20 protein-coding genes are annotated in these 16,598 nt (G+C 49.5%); 13 read left to right on the forward strand and 7 right to left on the reverse strand.

Annotated elements, in window-relative coordinates:
- Window positions 1–31: 31 nt before the first annotated feature.
- From LHF31_RS08655 to LHF31_RS08665, 3 genes are all read right to left on the reverse strand, one after another.
- Window positions 32–1,003 (reverse strand): aldo/keto reductase, encoded by a 972-nt coding sequence (locus LHF31_RS08655; protein ID WP_298008511.1) that lies wholly within the window; start codon window positions 1,001–1,003, stop codon window positions 32–34.
- A gap of 157 nt (window positions 1,004–1,160) precedes the next feature.
- The gene (locus LHF31_RS08660) at window positions 1,161–2,009 is read right to left on the reverse strand and encodes a DegV family protein (RefSeq protein ID WP_298008508.1); all 849 of its coding nucleotides are present in this window, start codon (window positions 2,007–2,009) and stop codon (window positions 1,161–1,163) included.
- A 41-nt stretch (window positions 2,010–2,050) separates the two neighbouring features.
- The gene (locus LHF31_RS08665; protein ID WP_303774132.1) at window positions 2,051–3,052 is read right to left on the reverse strand and encodes a P1 family peptidase; all 1,002 of its coding nucleotides are present in this window, start codon (window positions 3,050–3,052) and stop codon (window positions 2,051–2,053) included.
- A 79-nt stretch (window positions 3,053–3,131) separates the two neighbouring features.
- Between LHF31_RS08665 and zwf the strand changes: the two genes are divergently transcribed.
- Together zwf and LHF31_RS08675 are read left to right on the forward strand one after the other, a co-directional pair.
- Entirely contained in the window at window positions 3,132–4,628 is a 1,497-nt protein-coding gene (gene zwf / locus LHF31_RS08670) for a glucose-6-phosphate dehydrogenase (protein ID WP_298008334.1), read from the forward strand.
- 16 nt (window positions 4,629–4,644) lie between these two features.
- Complete coding sequence (locus tag LHF31_RS08675) at window positions 4,645–5,268, forward strand: SH3 domain-containing protein (protein ID WP_298008337.1); 624 nt, start codon at window positions 4,645–4,647, stop codon at window positions 5,266–5,268.
- Here the strand turns inward: LHF31_RS08675 and LHF31_RS08680 are convergent.
- Genes LHF31_RS08680 through LHF31_RS08695 form a run of 4 tightly spaced genes read right to left on the reverse strand, consistent with a single transcriptional unit; the run spans window position 5,224 to window position 8,253 of the window.
- Window positions 5,224–5,913, reverse strand: coding sequence for an alpha/beta hydrolase (locus LHF31_RS08680; RefSeq protein WP_298008339.1), 690 nt, complete (start codon window positions 5,911–5,913; stop codon window positions 5,224–5,226). The genes LHF31_RS08675 and LHF31_RS08680 overlap by 45 nt on opposite strands.
- Window positions 5,906–6,136: a hypothetical protein gene (locus LHF31_RS08685; RefSeq protein ID WP_298008341.1), complete on the reverse strand. Its 231-nt coding sequence runs from the start codon at window positions 6,134–6,136 to the stop codon at window positions 5,906–5,908. Before LHF31_RS08685 ends, LHF31_RS08680 begins: the two co-directional genes overlap by 8 nt.
- Before the next feature lie 3 nt (window positions 6,137–6,139).
- A complete protein-coding gene (locus tag LHF31_RS08690; protein ID WP_303774133.1) occupies window positions 6,140–7,063 on the reverse strand; it encodes a patatin-like phospholipase family protein in 924 nt (307 codons plus the stop codon).
- A gap of 11 nt (window positions 7,064–7,074) precedes the next feature.
- Window positions 7,075–8,253 (reverse strand): aminotransferase class V-fold PLP-dependent enzyme, encoded by a 1,179-nt coding sequence (locus LHF31_RS08695; RefSeq protein ID WP_303774134.1) that lies wholly within the window; start codon window positions 8,251–8,253, stop codon window positions 7,075–7,077.
- Between the two features lie 73 nt (window positions 8,254–8,326).
- Between LHF31_RS08695 and smpB the strand changes: the two genes are divergently transcribed.
- The 11 genes from smpB to LHF31_RS08745 are packed head-to-tail and all read left to right on the forward strand — an operon-like array spanning window position 8,327 to window position 16,594.
- Window positions 8,327–8,800: an SsrA-binding protein SmpB gene (gene smpB / locus LHF31_RS08700; protein WP_298010690.1), complete on the forward strand. Its 474-nt coding sequence runs from the start codon at window positions 8,327–8,329 to the stop codon at window positions 8,798–8,800.
- Between the two features lie 14 nt (window positions 8,801–8,814).
- Entirely contained in the window at window positions 8,815–9,516 is a 702-nt protein-coding gene (locus LHF31_RS08705; protein WP_303774135.1) for a diacylglycerol/polyprenol kinase family protein, read from the forward strand.
- 18 nt (window positions 9,517–9,534) lie between these two features.
- Window positions 9,535–11,082 carry a histidine ammonia-lyase gene (hutH, locus tag LHF31_RS08710; protein WP_298010696.1) on the forward strand — a complete coding sequence of 516 codons (1,548 nt, stop codon included), beginning with the start codon at window positions 9,535–9,537 and terminating at the stop codon, window positions 11,080–11,082.
- A gap of 33 nt (window positions 11,083–11,115) precedes the next feature.
- Entirely contained in the window at window positions 11,116–12,201 is a 1,086-nt protein-coding gene (locus LHF31_RS08715) for a L,D-transpeptidase (RefSeq protein WP_303774136.1), read from the forward strand.
- Between the two features lie 11 nt (window positions 12,202–12,212).
- Entirely contained in the window at window positions 12,213–12,929 is a 717-nt protein-coding gene (locus LHF31_RS08720) for a cytochrome c biogenesis CcdA family protein (protein WP_303774137.1), read from the forward strand.
- A 6-nt stretch (window positions 12,930–12,935) separates the two neighbouring features.
- Window positions 12,936–13,472 (forward strand): TlpA disulfide reductase family protein, encoded by a 537-nt coding sequence (locus LHF31_RS08725; protein ID WP_303774138.1) that lies wholly within the window; start codon window positions 12,936–12,938, stop codon window positions 13,470–13,472.
- On the forward strand, window positions 13,469–14,476 hold the full coding sequence (locus LHF31_RS08730) for a DUF2085 domain-containing protein (RefSeq protein ID WP_303774139.1): 1,008 nt from the start codon (window positions 13,469–13,471) through the stop codon (window positions 14,474–14,476). Before LHF31_RS08725 ends, LHF31_RS08730 begins: the two co-directional genes overlap by 4 nt.
- The gene (pgeF, locus tag LHF31_RS08735; protein ID WP_298008008.1) at window positions 14,473–15,261 is read left to right on the forward strand and encodes a peptidoglycan editing factor PgeF; all 789 of its coding nucleotides are present in this window, start codon (window positions 14,473–14,475) and stop codon (window positions 15,259–15,261) included. Before LHF31_RS08730 ends, pgeF begins: the two co-directional genes overlap by 4 nt.
- Window positions 15,262–15,263: 2 nt before the next feature.
- Entirely contained in the window at window positions 15,264–15,998 is a 735-nt protein-coding gene (locus LHF31_RS08740) for a YggS family pyridoxal phosphate-dependent enzyme (RefSeq protein ID WP_298008011.1), read from the forward strand.
- A gap of 10 nt (window positions 15,999–16,008) precedes the next feature.
- Window positions 16,009–16,272, forward strand: coding sequence for a YggT family protein (locus LHF31_RS14630; protein WP_363324781.1), 264 nt, complete (start codon window positions 16,009–16,011; stop codon window positions 16,270–16,272).
- A 4-nt stretch (window positions 16,273–16,276) separates the two neighbouring features.
- Entirely contained in the window at window positions 16,277–16,594 is a 318-nt protein-coding gene (locus LHF31_RS08745) for a DUF167 domain-containing protein (protein WP_298008013.1), read from the forward strand.
- Window positions 16,595–16,598 lie beyond the last annotated feature (4 nt).

The following is a 16,598-nucleotide window of genomic DNA, read 5'->3' on the forward strand; positions in this document are numbered from 1 at the left end:
CTTGAAACCGGGATCAGATGATTGTCAGGGTTTACCAGGCATATGCCCAGGGGGCTTCGCCGCCGGGTCCAGGCCAGATTTCATCCAGCCGTTTGAGCATTTCATCCGTCAGATGAATCTCCAGTGCGCGTAAACTGGTTTCCAATTGTTCAATTGTTCGAGGCCCGATGATGGGCGCAGTCACCGCAGGATTATGGAGCAGCCATGCAAGGGCAACATCGGCAGGCTTTTCACCGATTTCTTTACAGAAGGCTTCATACATTTCAACCTGCTGACGATGCTTCTCGAGTTGTTTCTGCACTCCCTCCGATGCTCTACGTCCTTCGCTAATTTTCTGCAGGACGCCTCCCAGCAATCCTCCTGCCAGCGGGCTCCATGGGATGATCCCGATTCCATAATGCCGGCAGGCAGGAATGACTTCCAGTTCAATGGTGCGGGCGGCAAGGTTGTACAGACTCTGCTCGCTGACCAGCCCCATAAAATGACGCCGTTTGGCGGTTTCCATAGCGTTGGCGATGTGCCAGCCACCGAAGTTGCTCGATCCAACGTAAATCACTTTACCTTGCTGGACCAGAACCTCCATGGCTTGCCAGACTTCTTCCCAGGGTGTCTCGGGATCAATGTGATGCATCTGATAGAGGTCAATGTGGTCCGTGCGAAGTCGGCGCAGGCTGTCCTCGCAGGCTTTACGGATATGAAGCGCAGAGAGTCTGGATTCGTTGGGCCATTCGCCCATCTTTCCAAACACCTTGGTAGCAATCACAACTTTCTCTCGACGTCCTCCTCCCTGGGCAAACCACTTTCCGATGATGTTTTCCGTCACCCCTTCTCCAAGTTTCCAGCCATACACATTGGCGGTATCAAAGAAGTTGATGCCCAGTTCCAGCGCGCGATCCATAATGCGAAAACTTTCTTCTTCACTGGTGAGAGGCCCAAAGTTCATTGTCCCCAGACAAAGACGTGAGACCAGCAAACCGCTTCTCCCTAAATGAACGTACTGCATATCATTATTCTCCTTTTGCAGGTTTTTGATGGTCGAATAAAACAAGAATGAATCTATCTCTTATTGTACATAGAATTCATCTGGATGAATATGAAAAACTTACAGGTAAAAAAGGGCATCCGCCTGGATACCCTTTAACCCTCATAACAATCAACCCCTATGATTTCGTGTAGTAAGAAATTGCAATGACTCCAGGACCACTGTGTACGAGGATTGCAGGGGTAAGGTCATAGATTGGAATCTGTTCCACGGGAATGTTCAGGGCAGGTCCAAGTTCTTCGGCAAGTGACCGGGCAAGTTCAAATGCATCCCCGTGCATAATGTTCAAGCGGGATTCTGGCCCGGGTGGACATTCAGAAAGCACAATTTCTTTGAGGCGGGCAAGGGCGCGCTTTTGTGTGCGCTGAGATTCAAACGAGGCAACATGACCATCCTGAAGGGTGAGGATGGGCTTCATCTGCAATAAACTCCCGATCAGATGTCTGGCAGTACCAATACGTCCACCTTTGTAAAGATAATCCAGTGTGTCCACAACAAAGTACACGCGGTGCCGTTTGCGCATGGCTTCAACTCGTTGCAGGATTTCATCCATGCTCAGCCCTTGCTCTGCCCATTCTTGAGCCATAAGCACCAGTTGTCCCAATCCTCCGGCAATTAACTGGGTATCAATAATGCGAATATCGGTGTTGGGAAAATCCTGCGCTGCTACAGAAGCGCCTCGATAAGTGCCGCTCACTTGCGTGGAAGGTGCCAGCACAATCGCGCTGTTTCCCTGCTCCGTAATTTCCTGGAAAATGGGGGTGTAGAGCGCGGGGGGTGGGGCGGCTGTCTTGGGCAAAATCGGGCTGGTGCGTTGCCGTTCCAGGAACTGAATGGCGTTCATTTCGGTATCGTCCCGATAGGTTTCTTCGCCAATGACGATGATTTGCGGGACGTAATAAATGCCTCGTTTCTGTACTTCTTCCAGTGTCAGGCATGATGTGGTATCCGCAACGATTTTGATCATGAGTACATCCTTTCCTCTCGTGGAATGATAGATCATGAAAATCAAAGATAATCTGCAGCACAGGGAAGCCCACCCGAAGATTGAGCAAATAAAACCGCATTTACAATGGCTCGGGCAACTACCTGTGCTGAATAAGCCCCAATAATATTTGGATCGGTGCGCTTTTCACCTGTCGCCATGACAAACAGGGTATCCCCATCCAGCAGGCAATGAGCAGGACGAATGCTCATGGCTAAACCGTCCTGTGCCATCATGGCTACATAATTGGCTTGTTCTTTAGATAGTTTCGCATTCGTAGCCACCACGCCAATCACGGTGTTTTGTCGGCTGGCAAAGTGAAGAATCGACCGTCCGGCTAATGAGTTTAACACAGAAAGGGTATCTGCGAAACTATCTGATTTTCCAATTTGAACCGGACCTTTTTTCAAAGTCCTCGCTCCGCAGAGTATTTTGCCTGTCTCCGGATGGATGACATCTCCTAATGGATTGACAGCCACCAGCGCCCCAATAACAATTCCACCACTTAACCGCATGCTGGCAGTACCAATCCCCGATTTCATTGCCTGGTTCATTCCCAGAATTTTTCCTGCTGTGGCGCCTATTCCGGCACCGGCATTTCCCTGTGCCGGCGGGGCGGTTGTGGCTTGCTGGCAGGCAGCGTATCCCATGTGCTCATCGGGATAAACCTGAGGGTTTCCAATTCCCAGATCGAATAAAATGGCGCTGGCAACAATGGGAACCGGTACCACGCCAGTCGGGAATCCAATGCCTTTTTCGGCTAGCCAGCGCATAACGCCACTGGCAGCGCTTAACCCAAACGCTGAGCCCCCGGCAAGAACCACAGCATGGATTTTCTCCACCAGATGCATGGGACGAAGGGCATCTGTTTCCCGCGTACCGGGCGCTCCACCTCGTTGATCTACTCCACCGACAGCGCCTTGTTCACAGATCACCACGCTACAGCCGGTCAAGGCTTCTTCGTTTTGTGCCTGTCCGACAAGAATTCCGGGAACATCTGTAATGGAACCGGGGTATGTTTCCATGCATCTAATTATACTTGAAGGGTTATTGGAGCACCTGCAGTTTAAGGGTAAAATTCAGGTACAAATTTGAGGATTGCTTATGAATTCATCCGAAACCTTTATCAGTACCGAACCCGTTGCACTGGTCATTTTTGGCATTACCGGGGATCTGGCACATCGCAAGTTGCTCCCCGCGTTGTACGAACTGTTTCGAGAAAATCGCTTTCAAGCCCCATTTTATCTGATTGGCTTTGCCCGCCGGGATTGGACAGATGATTTCATGAAACAGTCCATGCGGGAGGCGATTCATCAATTTGCCCGCACTCGCCCGGTAGATGAACAAGTGGTGGAACGCCTTCTGGAAAATGCGCGTTATGTTCGTTCCTCTTTTGATGAAGATGAGGGCTATAAAACCCTGTATTCCCTTTTACAGGATTTAGGTGCGTGTAACGTACTTCATTACCTTGCAACCCCTCCCGATGCGTATTTAGCCATTCTGGAACGCATTGGCAGGTATCACATGGCGCAATGTCAGGGGGCGTGGACCCGTCTGGTAATTGAAAAGCCGTATGGGAGGGATCTGGAATCGGCACTCGAATTGGAAGAAGTGGTGCATCGGGTTTTTTCGGAAGAGCAGATTTTCCGTATTGATCACTACCTGGGGAAAGAAACGGTACAAAATATTCTCGTCTTCCGCTTTGCCAATGGTATTTTTGAACCCCTCTGGAATCGCAATTATGTGGATAACGTCCAGATCACCGTTGCGGAAACGGTTGGAGTGGGCAACCGTGCGGGGTATTATGATACCGCGGGCGTCATTCGGGATATGTTCCAGAATCACCTCTTGCAACTTATCGGGTTGACGGCGATGGAAGCGCCTGTAGCCTTTAATGCTGATGCTGTTCGCAATGAGAAGTTAAAAGTACTGGAAGCCCTACGCCCTATGAGAGGGCGAGATGCCATCTTAAACACGCTCCGTGCTCAATATGTGGCAGGCGTGGTAGATGGTCAGCGCGTGCCCGGCTATAAGGATGAAAAAGGTGTAGCCCCGGATTCGCTTACTGAGACTTTTCTAGCCGCGAGAATTTTCATTGATAACTGGCGATGGGCGGGGGTGCCATTCTATGTTCGTTCCGGGAAGCGTCTTCCGGCTCGGGTAACCGAAATTGCCATTCAATTCAAACAACCGCCCTTACGTTTGTTCAACTGGCAGTCTATGACGGAAGACGCGCCCAATATGCTGATTCTCAGCCTCCAACCCAATGAGGGAATCACCCTGACGTTTGGCGCCAAGGCGCCCAAACCGCGCATGATGATCGCCCCGGTAAAAATGAATTTCAGTTATCAGGAAGCGTTTGGCACCGAGCCGCCGGAAGCCTACGAACGCCTCATTTTAGATTGCCTGATGGGGGATGCTACCCTGTTCACCCGCAGCGATGAAGTGCTGGCGGCATGGAGGTTTACCTCTGATATCTTAAAAGCCTGGAAAGAATATCCCATCCGAAATTTACCTGTCTATGAAGCGGGGACCTGGGGTCCTCCCATGGTAGATGAGTTTATCCAGAAGGATGGGTGGCATTGGCGTACAATCGAATGATCGAGGAAGTAAAAGAATGATGCGTAACTGGAAGAAATGGATAGGGTTTTCCCTGTTCCTGATCATGGTTTCCCTCTTAATGTTGCCGCAATCGGCTCTGGCAAATGATTTACCGCAATTGCCGACAGTTGCTATTCCCACAGTGACCAGCACCCCAAGCGGCCCTATGGCAATTGTCGTACCCGGTTCAGAAACCCAAATCAATTTACGCGCCGGTCCTGGCATGTTCTACGATAAAGTTGGCGTGTTGCTCGTTGGGCAAAAGGTGCCTGCAAAAGGGAAATCACCCGGTGGTGCGTGGATTCTCGTGGAATATCCCGGGGTGCAGGGTGGGCAGGCTTGGGTATTTGCCAATTATGTCCGAATTGAGCCTCCCAGGGAACTGCCGGTGGTCGAAATCCCCCCTACCCCGACTCCTCGGGTGACCAATACCATTGATCCAACGCTGGCGGCAAAGTTCATCGTGACTGTGGCACCCACGCGATTGCCCACATACACACCCCCTCCACCATTGAGCATCCCAACCTTTCAGTCTCAGGATAGCGTTGCGCCTGGAGGTGTTCCCATGGGGATGATCATTCTGGGCTGTGCCGCTTTAGGGATATTCTTCGGTTTGATTTCCTTTGTCCGTTCCAGATAGCCGGGATGAACCTGCTTCGAGAAAAATTTTTAATTGCTTCAGGCATTCTGCAGAAGTTTTATGAGCCGTCTGGGATTCGCAGTATTGCACATACGCGCCTGCCTGTTTCAGCCTTCTCACGCTTTCTCTTGCCATCTCTACAGGAATGATCTCATCTTTGACCCCATGGCTGAGAAAGATGGATTTCTGATGGAAAGCCAATTCATTGGAGTGGATTTCAGGCAGAAATCCTGATAACACGGCGGCTCGGAAAAACTGTTCCGGGTAGAAATATACTAAAGCCAGTGCCATAGCGCCTCCCTGGCTGAATCCAACGGGAATCACTGACAGGTTCCGGTTCTGAAAGATATCTCGTTGAATTTGCTCAAGGGTTTGATGAATCAGATACGCCGCTGGCTTAAACTTTTCCATTGGGATCCATTCTCCCTGTCGTGGGGGAGCCCAGCCAAACCCTGTAGGTGCAGGCAACTGCCCTCTTAAGAAAATTTTCCCTGCTGATGAAGGCGCAACATGGGAGAAGATTTGCATGGAATTTTCATCTCCCGTCCATCCGTGGAGAAAGAGGATGAGGTAATCCACGGGTATGGTTTGGGGTATTTCAATCAATCCGTAAAGTGGTGTGCTTTGAATGATTTGGTCAGTCATGGTCAATTCGTTTTACCAGCCATTCCAGGAAAGCCATAACAACCAGGATTAACCCAACGGGAAACAGGGCAATGGTCAGGCACAGAAGACCCGAGAGTGCTCCACCTGCTCCATACCTCCAGTAAATGAGCCCCGTGCCCACGACAAACAGAAGAATGAGCCCACCAATGATGAGGCGGATGGTTGTCTGTCGGGAATATTCCCTGAGGTCACGGTTACCCATGGGTTATTCTGACTTTAAAATCTTCAGGACTGCCGATGAGGAATCACCTTTAAAAAATTTCATCAGTTTCCCTTTCCATGTGAAAATATCTTTGATGTGCTTAAGTTCCTGCTCAACAATTTCTTTTCCAGCGTTGAACAGCACCAGAGGATCGGCAGGTTCAAAAATACCAAAACGAAATACGTTCGGGCGGAGAATGATATCCGGTTTGTCTACTTGCAAGCGTAGTTCGGTGAGCATTCTTGAGTTAATATCCATGGCTTCGATGAAAATCCGGGCGGCTTGGCCAATGCGCATCCGTACGAAGCCTTGAATCAAAGGGGAGGGAATGGGCAGGGGGGTGGTGGTGATCAGGTCCCCTTCGGGAATCTTATCCCAGTCTTCTGGAGGAGGTTGAAGCACCACAGCAAGTACCGGCAGATTGGGGGCTAATTTCTTCGCCAGCAACACAGGTACAGGATCAAGGACACCGCCATCCACCAGAAGCATGTCTTTGTGCTCCTGAGGAGGAAGGACACCCGGGAAGGCAGTAGTTGCCAGAATAGCCTGGGTGACATCCCCGTGGCTCAGATAAACTTCCCGATGGCTATGAATATCTACGGCAGTACACGCAAAGGGGATGTCCAAATCCTCAAAGCGACGATTGTGGAGCAATGTATTGAGAACCTCGACCATACCGGCATGGCCCAGCAAAGCAGGTCCATCTTCTGCTCTTCTGCGGTAAACCGAGTTCATGTCCAGTTGTTGGACGGTTTGCAGGATTTTCAGTGGCGAGTTTCCCGCGGCGTAAACCCCACCCACCAGCCCTCCGATGCTGGTGCCTGCAATGGCTCTGATGCGAAAACCAGCCTGCTCCAGAGCATGAATCACCCCAAGATGAGCAATTCCTTTTACGCCTCCTCCACCCAATGCTAAAGCAATCTCCATCTTGATCCTCCTCAAGTGATAGGCGCAACCAGAATTTCACCGAGAGCGTGTTCCAGTTTTTTGTAATCTTCGGGGGTGTTATACCCCTGGAAGGAAATTCGAATCAAGACAGAATCTTCCCACTCCACCAGTGGAACTTCAATGCGAAAATCTTCCCATAACCGTCTGCTGACTTCCGGTATGCTTCTGGGTGAAAGACGCGGGATCTGCAAAGAAATCATCTGAGCGTTCCAGGTATCCTGGTCTGCACTCAGAGGGATAACCCCCAGTCTCTCCCGGAAGGCATTACATGTTTCTTTAAGTTGCTGGTGGCATCGTTCTCTGACTTTATCCCAGTGGTGGGTTCTTAAGAACTGATAAGCCTCTGGAACCGTCAGAAAGGCAGAGATGTCTCTTGTTCCCCACCATTCCGTGTGGTCTAAGAATGGGGAACGCTGTGAGTTGGGATTATCGTACCCCCAACTTACAATGAGAGGTTGAATCAGGGAATGGTATTCCGGGCGCACATACAAAAATCCAGCCCCTTTTGGGGCGCATACCCACTTGTGAAAATTCCCGGTGTAAAAATCTGCCCCCAGTTTCCTGAGATTTACGGGGATTTGCCCGGGGGAGTGGGCACCGTCAATGAGGGTTAATATTCCTGCATTCCTTGCGCGTTCTATGACTTTTTCAACCGGGAAGACCAGCGCGGTCGGGGAGGTGATGTGGCTGATGGAAATCACCCGTGTCCTTGGAGTCACCTGACTCCAGAGTTCTTCAATCCACAGGTCTGGAGAAGATACCGGAAGAGAAAACCGGGCGCGGACAATCGTAAACCCCTTCTGCCGGGCATAAAATTGCCAGGTCTTATCAATGGCTCCATATTCATGATTGGTTGTCAATACTTCATCCTGTGCGGTCAGAGGAAGGCTGTGAATGACGACGTTCATCCCTGTTGTGGCATTGATGACAAACGTAAAGTCATCTGGATCACAGCCCAATTCCGGCGCAATGGCTTGGCGCGCCTCGGCAAGATATTCTGAGGCTTTTCTGCCCAGAAATTCCACGGGTTCTTTTTCCAACATTCGTTGCCATTCCTGGTATTTTTCAAAAACGGGAATGGGAGTAGCCCCAAACGACCCATGGTTGAGGAACGTAACCGAAGGGTCTAGAAGGAAAAGTGTGCGTAATGAGAGGGGATCGTTGTTCATACGAGACATTATATCAATGGAATATGGGAATGGAGGTTTGGAGACACTCTCTGTTCTATGTTAAAATCACTGCATGGCTATGAAAAACGTCAAAGTAGTCGCTACCAATCGAAAAGCCCAGTTTGAGTATTTCCTGCTGGAGCGCTACGAAGCCGGCATTGCCCTGCAGGGGAGTGAAATCAAATCTGTACGGGCAGGGCAGGTGAGTCTTGCCGAAGCCTTTGTACAGGTAGATGGGCGTGAAGCCTGGCTGGTAAATGCGCACATTGCTCCGTATAATCCTGCAAGCCGTTTCAATCACGACCCCAGGCGTCCGCGGCGGTTGTTACTCCATAAACGGGAGATTCTGGAACTTTGGAATGCTGTTCGTGTCAAAGGAGTAACGATTGTTCCGGTTTCCATTTATTTGAAAGATGGAAAAGCCAAAGTGGAAATTGCCATTGCCAAAGGGAAAAAATTATACGATAAACGCGCTGCCATTGCGGAGCGGGAAGCAGAACGGGAAGCGCGCCGTGAGCATCGTGAGCGGGAAAAAGATGGCTGGTAAAGTTACCGGTGATCATGAGTGAATGGATTGCTTTAGGATTAACTTTTGCGGTAGCCATTATCTGGTTACGGTTGAATGATTTTCTGGCACATCGAGGATGGATCAGTTCGTCTTTAAGCCGGAAAATTATTCATCTCGGAACGGGACCCCTATTTGTCATCTGCTGGCTTCTTTTCCCCGATACCTCTCTTTCCCGGTGGTTTGCAGCCTCAGTCCCGTTGTTAATTACGTTGCAATTTTTCCTGGTTGGAACAGGGTTGATCCGTGACCAGCAGGCCGTGGTTGCCATGTCTCGAAGCGGTGACCGTCGTGAAATTCTTCGTGGTCCTCTGTACTATGGAATTGTCTTTGTTATTCTGACGCTGGTTTTCTGGAAAACCTCTCCCATCGGAGTGGTTGCCCTGATGATCCTGAGCGGTGGAGATGGTCTGGCAGATATCATCGGAAAACGTTTCCCTTCTGCATCGCTTTTCTGGTCTCCTCGAAAAACCATTGGAGGTTCTCTGTCAGTTTTTTTGGGTGGCGCTTTTTTCAGTTTGCTGGTACTCTGGGCTTTTCACCAGGCCGGAGTATTTCATCTCAACTGGATGGATACCCTCTTCAAAATTGCCGGAATCAGTCTTGCGGCAACTCTGGTGGAAAGCCTTCCTTTTCAGGACATTGATAATATTACTGTTCCTCTGGTAAGCGTCATGCTCGGTTATCTCCTTTTTTAAGAAAGGGTGCCATTGTCAATGACCATTTCCATTGATGGAAACCACTTGAGCCTGAAAGACGTTGAACGGGTGGCGCGTTTCCATGAGCCTGTTGTCTTAAGTCCTGAGGCGGTAAATCGTATTCAAGACTCACATCGTCGCCTGAATGACATTGTGGCAACAGATCGGGCAGTGTATGGGATAAATACTGGCTTTGGGATTTTTGCCGAGCGCCGCATTCCTCGCAAAGATTCGGCGATTTTGAGCCGGAACCTGATCTTGAGTCATGCGGTAGGAACAGGAGAGCCTTTCCCTGAAGAGGTGGTACGTGCTGCAATGTTGATTCGAGCGAACACGCTCGCAAAGGGATATTCTGGTGTGCGCCTTGAAATTGTGGAAACCCTTCTGGAAATGCTCAACCGTGGGGTGACGCCTGTTGTTCCCTCTCAGGGTTCTTTAGGCTCCAGTGGAGATTTACTGCCCCTCTCCAGCATGGCGCTGGTCTTTACAACCGATGAGAAGGATGAAGAAGACGATTCGGGGTGGGCATACTTCTCGGGCAAAAGAATGTCGGGGAAAAAAGCCATGGAACTTGCCGGACTGCCCCGAATCAGACTGGGTCCCAAAGAAGGGCTTGCTCTGAATAACGGTGCAACCTTCAGCGCGGCAGTTGCGGCACTGGCTGTGTGTGATGCAGAAAAATGGTTGCATCTCTCCCATGCGGCTCTTGCCATGAGTTTGGAAGCCTTGCTGGGTTGTTCTGCCGCATTTGATCCTCGCATCCATCAGGTGCGCGGACACCCCGGGCAGTTAAAGGTAGCGCAGGCAGTTCTGAGCCTTACTCAAGGCAGTTCCCTGATCAATCTTGCGGGACGGGTTCAGGATGCTTATTCTTTGAGATGCGCGCCCCAAGTGGTTGGGGCGGCATGGGATACGCTCGAATTTGTTCGCGAAATTGTCTCTCGAGAAATCAATGCGGCTACAGATAACCCCCTGCTGTTTGAAGATGGCGATGTCCTTTCCGGCGGAAATTTTCACGGTGAACCCATTGGCATGGCGATGGATTATCTTGCTATTGCGATGAGTGAAGTGGCGGCAATCTCCGAGCGGAGGATTTTCCGACTGACAGATGGAAAACTTAACGGGGGGTTACCCCCTATGCTTGTTGATACGGTTGAAGCCGCAGGGTTGAATTCGGGTTTGATGATGCCTCAATACACGGCCGCATCCCTGGTTCTGGAAAATCAGACGCTGGCAACACCCGATTCGGTTCATTCCCTGCCCACCTCTGGAGAGCAAGAAGATCACAATGCCAATTCCATGACCGCTGCACGACATGCTCGAAAAGTTCTGGAAAATACGGCTCACGTTCTGGCAATTGAGTGCTATACTGCCGCCAGGGCTTTGGATTTGCGTTTACGGCAGTACCCACAGGCTCAATTGGGAGCCGGAACGAGATATTTTTACGAGTTGATTCGTTCTGAAGTACCTTATCAGGCTGGAGATGCCTGGTGGGGTCCCGAGATTGAACGTATCAAACAGGTTTTATGGGCACGTCCGGTGGAGGATGTAATTTTTTTCGGGTAAAATGCATCTAAGTTTTAACTCTTGAGTACAGGTATGAAAGAGCCTTTAAAGATTTCTCGAAGAGAGTTTCTCCAAATGAGCCTGCTCACAGCAGGCGCTTTGGCTATGGCACCGTTGCGATTCACCTCCCAGAATTCGGTAGAGTGGTCAATTGGACAAAAAATGGGGCGGGTTTGCCTGGGCAAGGTGAATATTCGCGCCAAACCTGATACCAGTGCTGAGATTACCAGGGTAATTTTTGATGATGCTGTGGTCATCTGGTTGAGAGAGGTGATTGGAGCATCGCCCGGCTATGGGAGCCGGCGCTGGGTTGAGACGCCCGATGGGTACATCTATGCTTCTCGCTTACAACCGGTGTATTATTTGCCAAATGCCCCCCTTTCTCAATTACCCGAAGTAAATGGAGAACGGGGAATGTGGGCTGAGGTGACCGTGCCGTATGTAGATTTAATCATTGCCAATCCGCCTATTCGGACCCCATCGCTCAAAAACGCTCTCTACCCCCGGCTTTATTACAGTCAGGTGGTGTGGATTGACGATATCCGGGTGAGCAGTTCGGGCAAAACGCTATATCGGGTGAATCAAAAATATGGGACTTATGGCGATATCTTCTGGGCTGATGCCGAAGCCTTTCGTCCTATCACCGCTGAAGATGTTGCGCCAATTTCTCCTGAGGTGGAGAATAAGAAAATTATAGTCAATGTGACCCGTCAAACCCTCTCATGTTTTGAGGGAAACCGTGAAGTCCATTTTTGCCGTGTTTCTACAGGCGCAAAGTTTGATGCCCAGGGAAACCCCGTAGACAAATGGTCAACGCCTCTGGGACCACACCCCATTTATCGAAAATTGATGTCTCTACACATGAGCGGTGAGACCACCGGAGACTATACTGCCGTACCCTGGACGTGTTTCATCACCGGAGAAGGGGTGGCTGTTCATGCCGCTTACTGGCATAATGATTTTGGGCTTCCTCGATCTCATGGTTGTATTAACGCAAGCCCTGAGGATGCAAAATTCATCTTCCGATGGACAAACCCGGTGGTTCCGCTGGTTCCGGGAGAACTGGATGTTTCCAGGAACTGGCCCCCCGTTGGCACAATCGTCGAAGTGGTTGAATAAGAGAGGGCATAATGGAAGTAACGGTAGGTCTGGCGTTTCTGGCTGGTTTAGCCTCCTTTCTTTCTCCCTGCGTTTTTTCCCTTGTCCCCGTTTACATCGGGTATCTTAGCGGTCGCGCGGTTGCTACGGCTCAAAGCACCCCGGTCTCTGAACGTTGGGTAACCTTCTCTCACGGGGTAGCGTTTGTGCTGGGCTTCAGTGTGGTCTTTATTACGCTTGGGGTAGCAGTATCGGCTCTGGGCGGTTTGTTGTATGATTTGCGCACCTGGATTGCGAAAATCGGCGGGGTTCTGGTCATGATTTTTGGTTTGCACATGACTGGGCTACTCCGCATCCCATTTCTTGAGTATGACCTGCGCCCTCGCTCAAAAGAAGATTTATCTCGCAGTTACCTGTCATCGGCATTGATGGGGGTGTTTTTCTCGGCGGGTTGGTCGCCATGTGTTGGACCGGTTTTGGGGGCGATTCTGACTTTAGCCCTCAGCGGAGGTTCTGTTTCTCAGGGTGTATCTCTGCTCTCAGCGTATTCGGCGGGTCTGGCAATTCCGTTTCTTGTTGCCGCACTGGGTATCGGATGGGTGACCAGAATCCTGAAGCGTTATGGAAAAGTGATGCATTATGTTGAAGTCGGAATGGGCATCATCCTCATCATTGTGGGTGGTATGCTCTTCTTTGGAGTGTTTAATTTGTTGTCTCGTTTTGGAACGTTCGTTGACTTTGGGTTATAAAGCGCTATGAAGTGGAAAACTCTCTTGTTTCTCGGGGCTGGTTTAGCCATTGGATTGATCCTTGGAATGGCGGTTTTAATCTCCACTCCTTCCCGAGGTGCTGCGGAAAAGGTTTCCCCTCCAACCACCGGAAAGCCGATGGCAGATTTTGAACTGGTAGATGTTTACGGGAAAACCCATCGGCTGAGTGATTTTCGAGGAAAACCTGTAGTGCTGAATTTCTGGGCAACCTGGTGTCCTCCATGCAACGAAGAAATGCCGGTTTTTGAGGCTTATCACCAATACTTAAACGGGAATGTGGTTTTTATTGGGATAAATTATATGGAGGATGCAGCCACAGTACAAAAATTTATTGATGAAAACCAGATCACTTTTCAGGTGTTTCTCGATCCAACCGGGAAAGTATCGGAAAAGTATTATGTACAGGCTTATCCAACCACGTTTTTTATTGATGAGAAAGGTATCTTGCGCGCGCAACGGATTGGGGTTCTGACGCCGCGAATGCTGGAACAGTACTTACAAACTCTGGATGTTTCCCCATGATTATATTGACTTTTTACTATGCGCCGGACTCTAAGGAATGTCAGGCGGTAGAGACCTTACTGGAGAAACTGAGAACGGAAATTCCCTTTCAGGTCATCAAGATTGATGTGACCCAAAAAGATCCGGCTTTGTTGCGCTCCATTGGCGGACAGGTTCCTGCCATTCAAGTTGGGCCGTACCGTCTGGCTGGCACCATCAATGAAGTGCAGATTCGTGTGGCAATTGGGGCTGCTCAGGACCGCCAGGCCCAGATGGAAAAAATTGACCAGCAGGACTGGGAAAACAAAGTTCAACGAGGCATTAAAATTACCCGTGCAGATCGCTTTTCTCTCTGGCTCACGAAAAACTATATCCATGTTTTCAATCTGCTCATTTTTCTGTACGTTGGCTTGCCTTTTCTGGCTCCTGTCTTAATGAAAAACGGGCATGAACGGACAGCATCGGTTCTTTATCGTTTTTATTCATTCACCTGTCATCAATTGCCTTTTCGATCATGGTTCTTATTTGGTCCACAGGCTTACTACCCTCGAGAATTATCGGGAATTTCAGGCTTGAAGAGTTATGAGCAAGCCATCGGCATTGATAATTTATTTGAAGCCCGCAACTTCGTTGGAAATGAAAACGTGGGTTATAAAATTGCTTTGTGCCAGCGGGATATTGCCATTTATCTTTCCATGCTGGGTTTTGGATTGGTGTTTGCCCTGAAAGGAAGACAAATCAAGGGCATTCCATGGTATTTATGGGTAATTCTGGGGCTTGTTCCTATTGGAATTGATGGAACCTCGCAATTATTTGGTCTGGTGCCCAGTATGCCTGCATGGTTACCCCTGAGGGAAAGCACACCCTTCTTGAGAACTCTAACAGGCGGGTTGTTTGGTTTGATGACTGTCTGGTACCTTTACCCGTTGATCGAAGAAACCATGCGGGATACTTATGCGTTGTTGACTCGAAAAATGGAACGAGCGGCTCAGATTCCTGTGCGGGAATCGGGAGATTCAAAATGAAGTTTGTAACCTCCGGTGAAGTGCGCTTCCTCACAGCCGACATAATGGACTCGGAACCAATCCTGCATGGGTTTTTCACCCGTCATGGAGGGGTCAGTCCCCATCCGTGGGCAAGTCTTAACATGGCAACAAGTGTGGGGGACACCCGAGAAAACGTTTTGGAGAATCGCGCTCGAGCGCTACAGGCCCTTACATCAACGCCAAGAGGGATCTTTGACGTCTGGCAGGTTCATAGCAACCGGGTCATTTATACACGCAAGCCCCGGCAGGTGGGAGAACTTCACGAACAGGCAGATGCTATGATTACGGATCATCCGGATGTTGTCCTGTTGATGATGTTTGCGGACTGTGTACCTGTACTCCTTTATGATCCCAGGCATCATGCCGTTGGAATCGCCCACGCCGGTTGGAAAGGGACGGTTGCAAAAGTGGCGTCTGAATGTGTGACAGCGATGAGTCAGGCGTTCCATACTCAACCCGAAGACTTGCTGGCGGTGATTGGCCCATCCATATGCCCTGAACATTACGCGGTGGGCAGTGAAGTAGTTCGCGCGGTAAAAGTTGCAATGGGGGATGATTCTTCGGAAATCTTGTATCAGGAAAATGGTATTATTTCTCTAGACCTCTGGCGGGCAAATGAGATCATTTTGACACAGGCAGGGGTATTGCCTCACCATATTCAAACGGTGGAGATTTGTACTGCTGAACATACCGAGGACTGGTATTCGCACCGGGCAGAAATGGGAAAAACAGGGCGTTTTGCCGCAATGATTACCTTGAAATGAATATGGACGCTTTGGTACAGCAAATTCGCAACAGGTATCAACAGGTAAAAGAACAGGTTGCCCAATCAGCGCTTCACGTAGGGCGAACCCCAGAGAGTGTTCGTATTCTTGTGGTGACCAAAACCCAACCGGTTGAAATCATTCAGGCGGCGATTCAAGCCGGAATTACGCTTTTTGGGGAGAATTATCCAGAAGAAGCCCTGCCTAAAATTTTAGCCTTTCGGGATCATCCATTTCTTGAATGGCACATGATTGGACACCTGCAGAGCCGGAAAGCGCGGATTGTGGTTCAGCATTTTGATGTTATGGAAACCATTGATCGCGTGGAGATTGCAGAGAAGTTAAACCGTCTGGCACAGGAAGCCCAAAGGTGCTTGCCTGTCCTGCTGGAACTGAACGTCAGCGGTGAGGAGAGTAAATTTGGTTTTCCTGCCTGGAATCAGGAGACGCTTTCTCTTCTGGAAAATGAAGTAGAAAAAATTCTTTCTCTGCCATTCTTGTCCATTAGAGGTTTGATGACCATGCCACCTCTGTTTGAGCATATGGAAGAAAGCCGTCCTTATTTTGTAAAATTGCGCCAGGTGCAGGATTTGTTGAAAAAGAAATTCCCACAGGCTTGCTGGGATGAACTCTCGATGGGAACCAGCGTGGATTATCCGGTGGCGGTGCAAGAAGGTGCAACCATTATCAGGATTGGAACGGCAATCTTGGGTCCGAGAAGACAAAAAACAGTATAATTGATTGCATATGACAGGAATACTGATTACATTAATTCAAAGTGTTGCACAGATTTTGAGTGTTCTCATCATCATTGATGCATTGTTATCCTTTTTCCTTTCTCCTTTCCATCCCGTCAGAGAGACACTGGGAAGAGTCTTGAACCCCCTTTATGCTCCGATTCGGCGAGTGCTCCCTGCTATGGGTGGGTTTGACTTCAGCCCCCTGATTTTGATTATTTTGATTCAGGTAATCGAAACGCTTTTGATTTCTTTGATTTCTTCATTGGGGTAGTGAAATGACCAAGGCAAAACGTGAATTCCGTTTGCATGATGGGATGACAGGTGCGGCAATTACCGTACGGGTTACACCTCGTGCGAGTAAAAATGAAATTTACGAAATTCTAGATGACGGCACCATAAAAATTCGCCTGACCGCTCCCCCGGTAGAAGGAAAAGCCAATCAAGCCTTGATTGATTTTCTCTCGGAAGTGCTGGATGTACCAAAGTCTTCACTGGAAATTGTGGCGGGAGAAACAGGGCGAGATAAAATTGTCACCATCTTGAACCTGGATGCCCCGACTGTACAGGCGAGGATCCTCCAGCATTTGAGTTAAATCA

Source organism: Anaerolinea thermophila (assembly GCF_020723905.1).
In the GTDB taxonomy this organism is placed as follows: Bacteria; Chloroflexota; Anaerolineae; order Anaerolineales; family Anaerolineaceae; genus Anaerolinea; species Anaerolinea thermophila_A.

What these genes read in the sequence shown, in the direction of transcription:
- zwf (WP_298008334.1), top strand. Translation starts at nt 3,132, where the DNA reads ATGAATTCATCCGAAACCTTTATCAGTACCGAACCCGTTGCACTGGTC.
- smpB (WP_298010690.1), top strand. Translation starts at nt 8,327, where the DNA reads ATGGCTATGAAAAACGTCAAAGTAGTCGCTACCAATCGAAAAGCCCAG.
- LHF31_RS08740 (WP_298008011.1), top strand. Translation starts at nt 15,264, where the DNA reads ATGGACGCTTTGGTACAGCAAATTCGCAACAGGTATCAACAGGTAAAA.
- LHF31_RS08725 (WP_303774138.1), top strand. Translation starts at nt 12,936, where the DNA reads ATGAAGTGGAAAACTCTCTTGTTTCTCGGGGCTGGTTTAGCCATTGGA.
- LHF31_RS08745 (WP_298008013.1), top strand. Translation starts at nt 16,277, where the DNA reads ATGACCAAGGCAAAACGTGAATTCCGTTTGCATGATGGGATGACAGGT.
- hutH (WP_298010696.1), top strand. Translation starts at nt 9,535, where the DNA reads ATGACCATTTCCATTGATGGAAACCACTTGAGCCTGAAAGACGTTGAA.
- LHF31_RS08730 (WP_303774139.1), top strand. Translation starts at nt 13,469, where the DNA reads ATGATTATATTGACTTTTTACTATGCGCCGGACTCTAAGGAATGTCAG.
- LHF31_RS08715 (WP_303774136.1), top strand. Translation starts at nt 11,116, where the DNA reads ATGAAAGAGCCTTTAAAGATTTCTCGAAGAGAGTTTCTCCAAATGAGC.
- LHF31_RS08660 (WP_298008508.1), bottom strand. Translation starts at nt 2,009, where the DNA reads ATGATCAAAATCGTTGCGGATACCACATCATGCCTGACACTGGAAGAA.
- pgeF (WP_298008008.1), top strand. Translation starts at nt 14,473, where the DNA reads ATGAAGTTTGTAACCTCCGGTGAAGTGCGCTTCCTCACAGCCGACATA.
- LHF31_RS08705 (WP_303774135.1), top strand. Translation starts at nt 8,815, where the DNA reads ATGAGTGAATGGATTGCTTTAGGATTAACTTTTGCGGTAGCCATTATC.
- LHF31_RS08720 (WP_303774137.1), top strand. Translation starts at nt 12,213, where the DNA reads ATGGAAGTAACGGTAGGTCTGGCGTTTCTGGCTGGTTTAGCCTCCTTT.
- LHF31_RS08685 (WP_298008341.1), bottom strand. Translation starts at nt 6,136, where the DNA reads ATGGGTAACCGTGACCTCAGGGAATATTCCCGACAGACAACCATCCGC.
- LHF31_RS08695 (WP_303774134.1), bottom strand. Translation starts at nt 8,253, where the DNA reads ATGAACAACGATCCCCTCTCATTACGCACACTTTTCCTTCTAGACCCT.
- LHF31_RS08665 (WP_303774132.1), bottom strand. Translation starts at nt 3,052, where the DNA reads ATGGAAACATACCCCGGTTCCATTACAGATGTTCCCGGAATTCTTGTC.
- LHF31_RS08690 (WP_303774133.1), bottom strand. Translation starts at nt 7,063, where the DNA reads ATGGAGATTGCTTTAGCATTGGGTGGAGGAGGCGTAAAAGGAATTGCT.
- LHF31_RS08675 (WP_298008337.1), top strand. Translation starts at nt 4,645, where the DNA reads ATGATGCGTAACTGGAAGAAATGGATAGGGTTTTCCCTGTTCCTGATC.
- LHF31_RS08680 (WP_298008339.1), bottom strand. Translation starts at nt 5,913, where the DNA reads ATGACTGACCAAATCATTCAAAGCACACCACTTTACGGATTGATTGAA.
- LHF31_RS14630 (WP_363324781.1), top strand. Translation starts at nt 16,009, where the DNA reads ATGACAGGAATACTGATTACATTAATTCAAAGTGTTGCACAGATTTTG.
- LHF31_RS08655 (WP_298008511.1), bottom strand. Translation starts at nt 1,003, where the DNA reads ATGCAGTACGTTCATTTAGGGAGAAGCGGTTTGCTGGTCTCACGTCTT.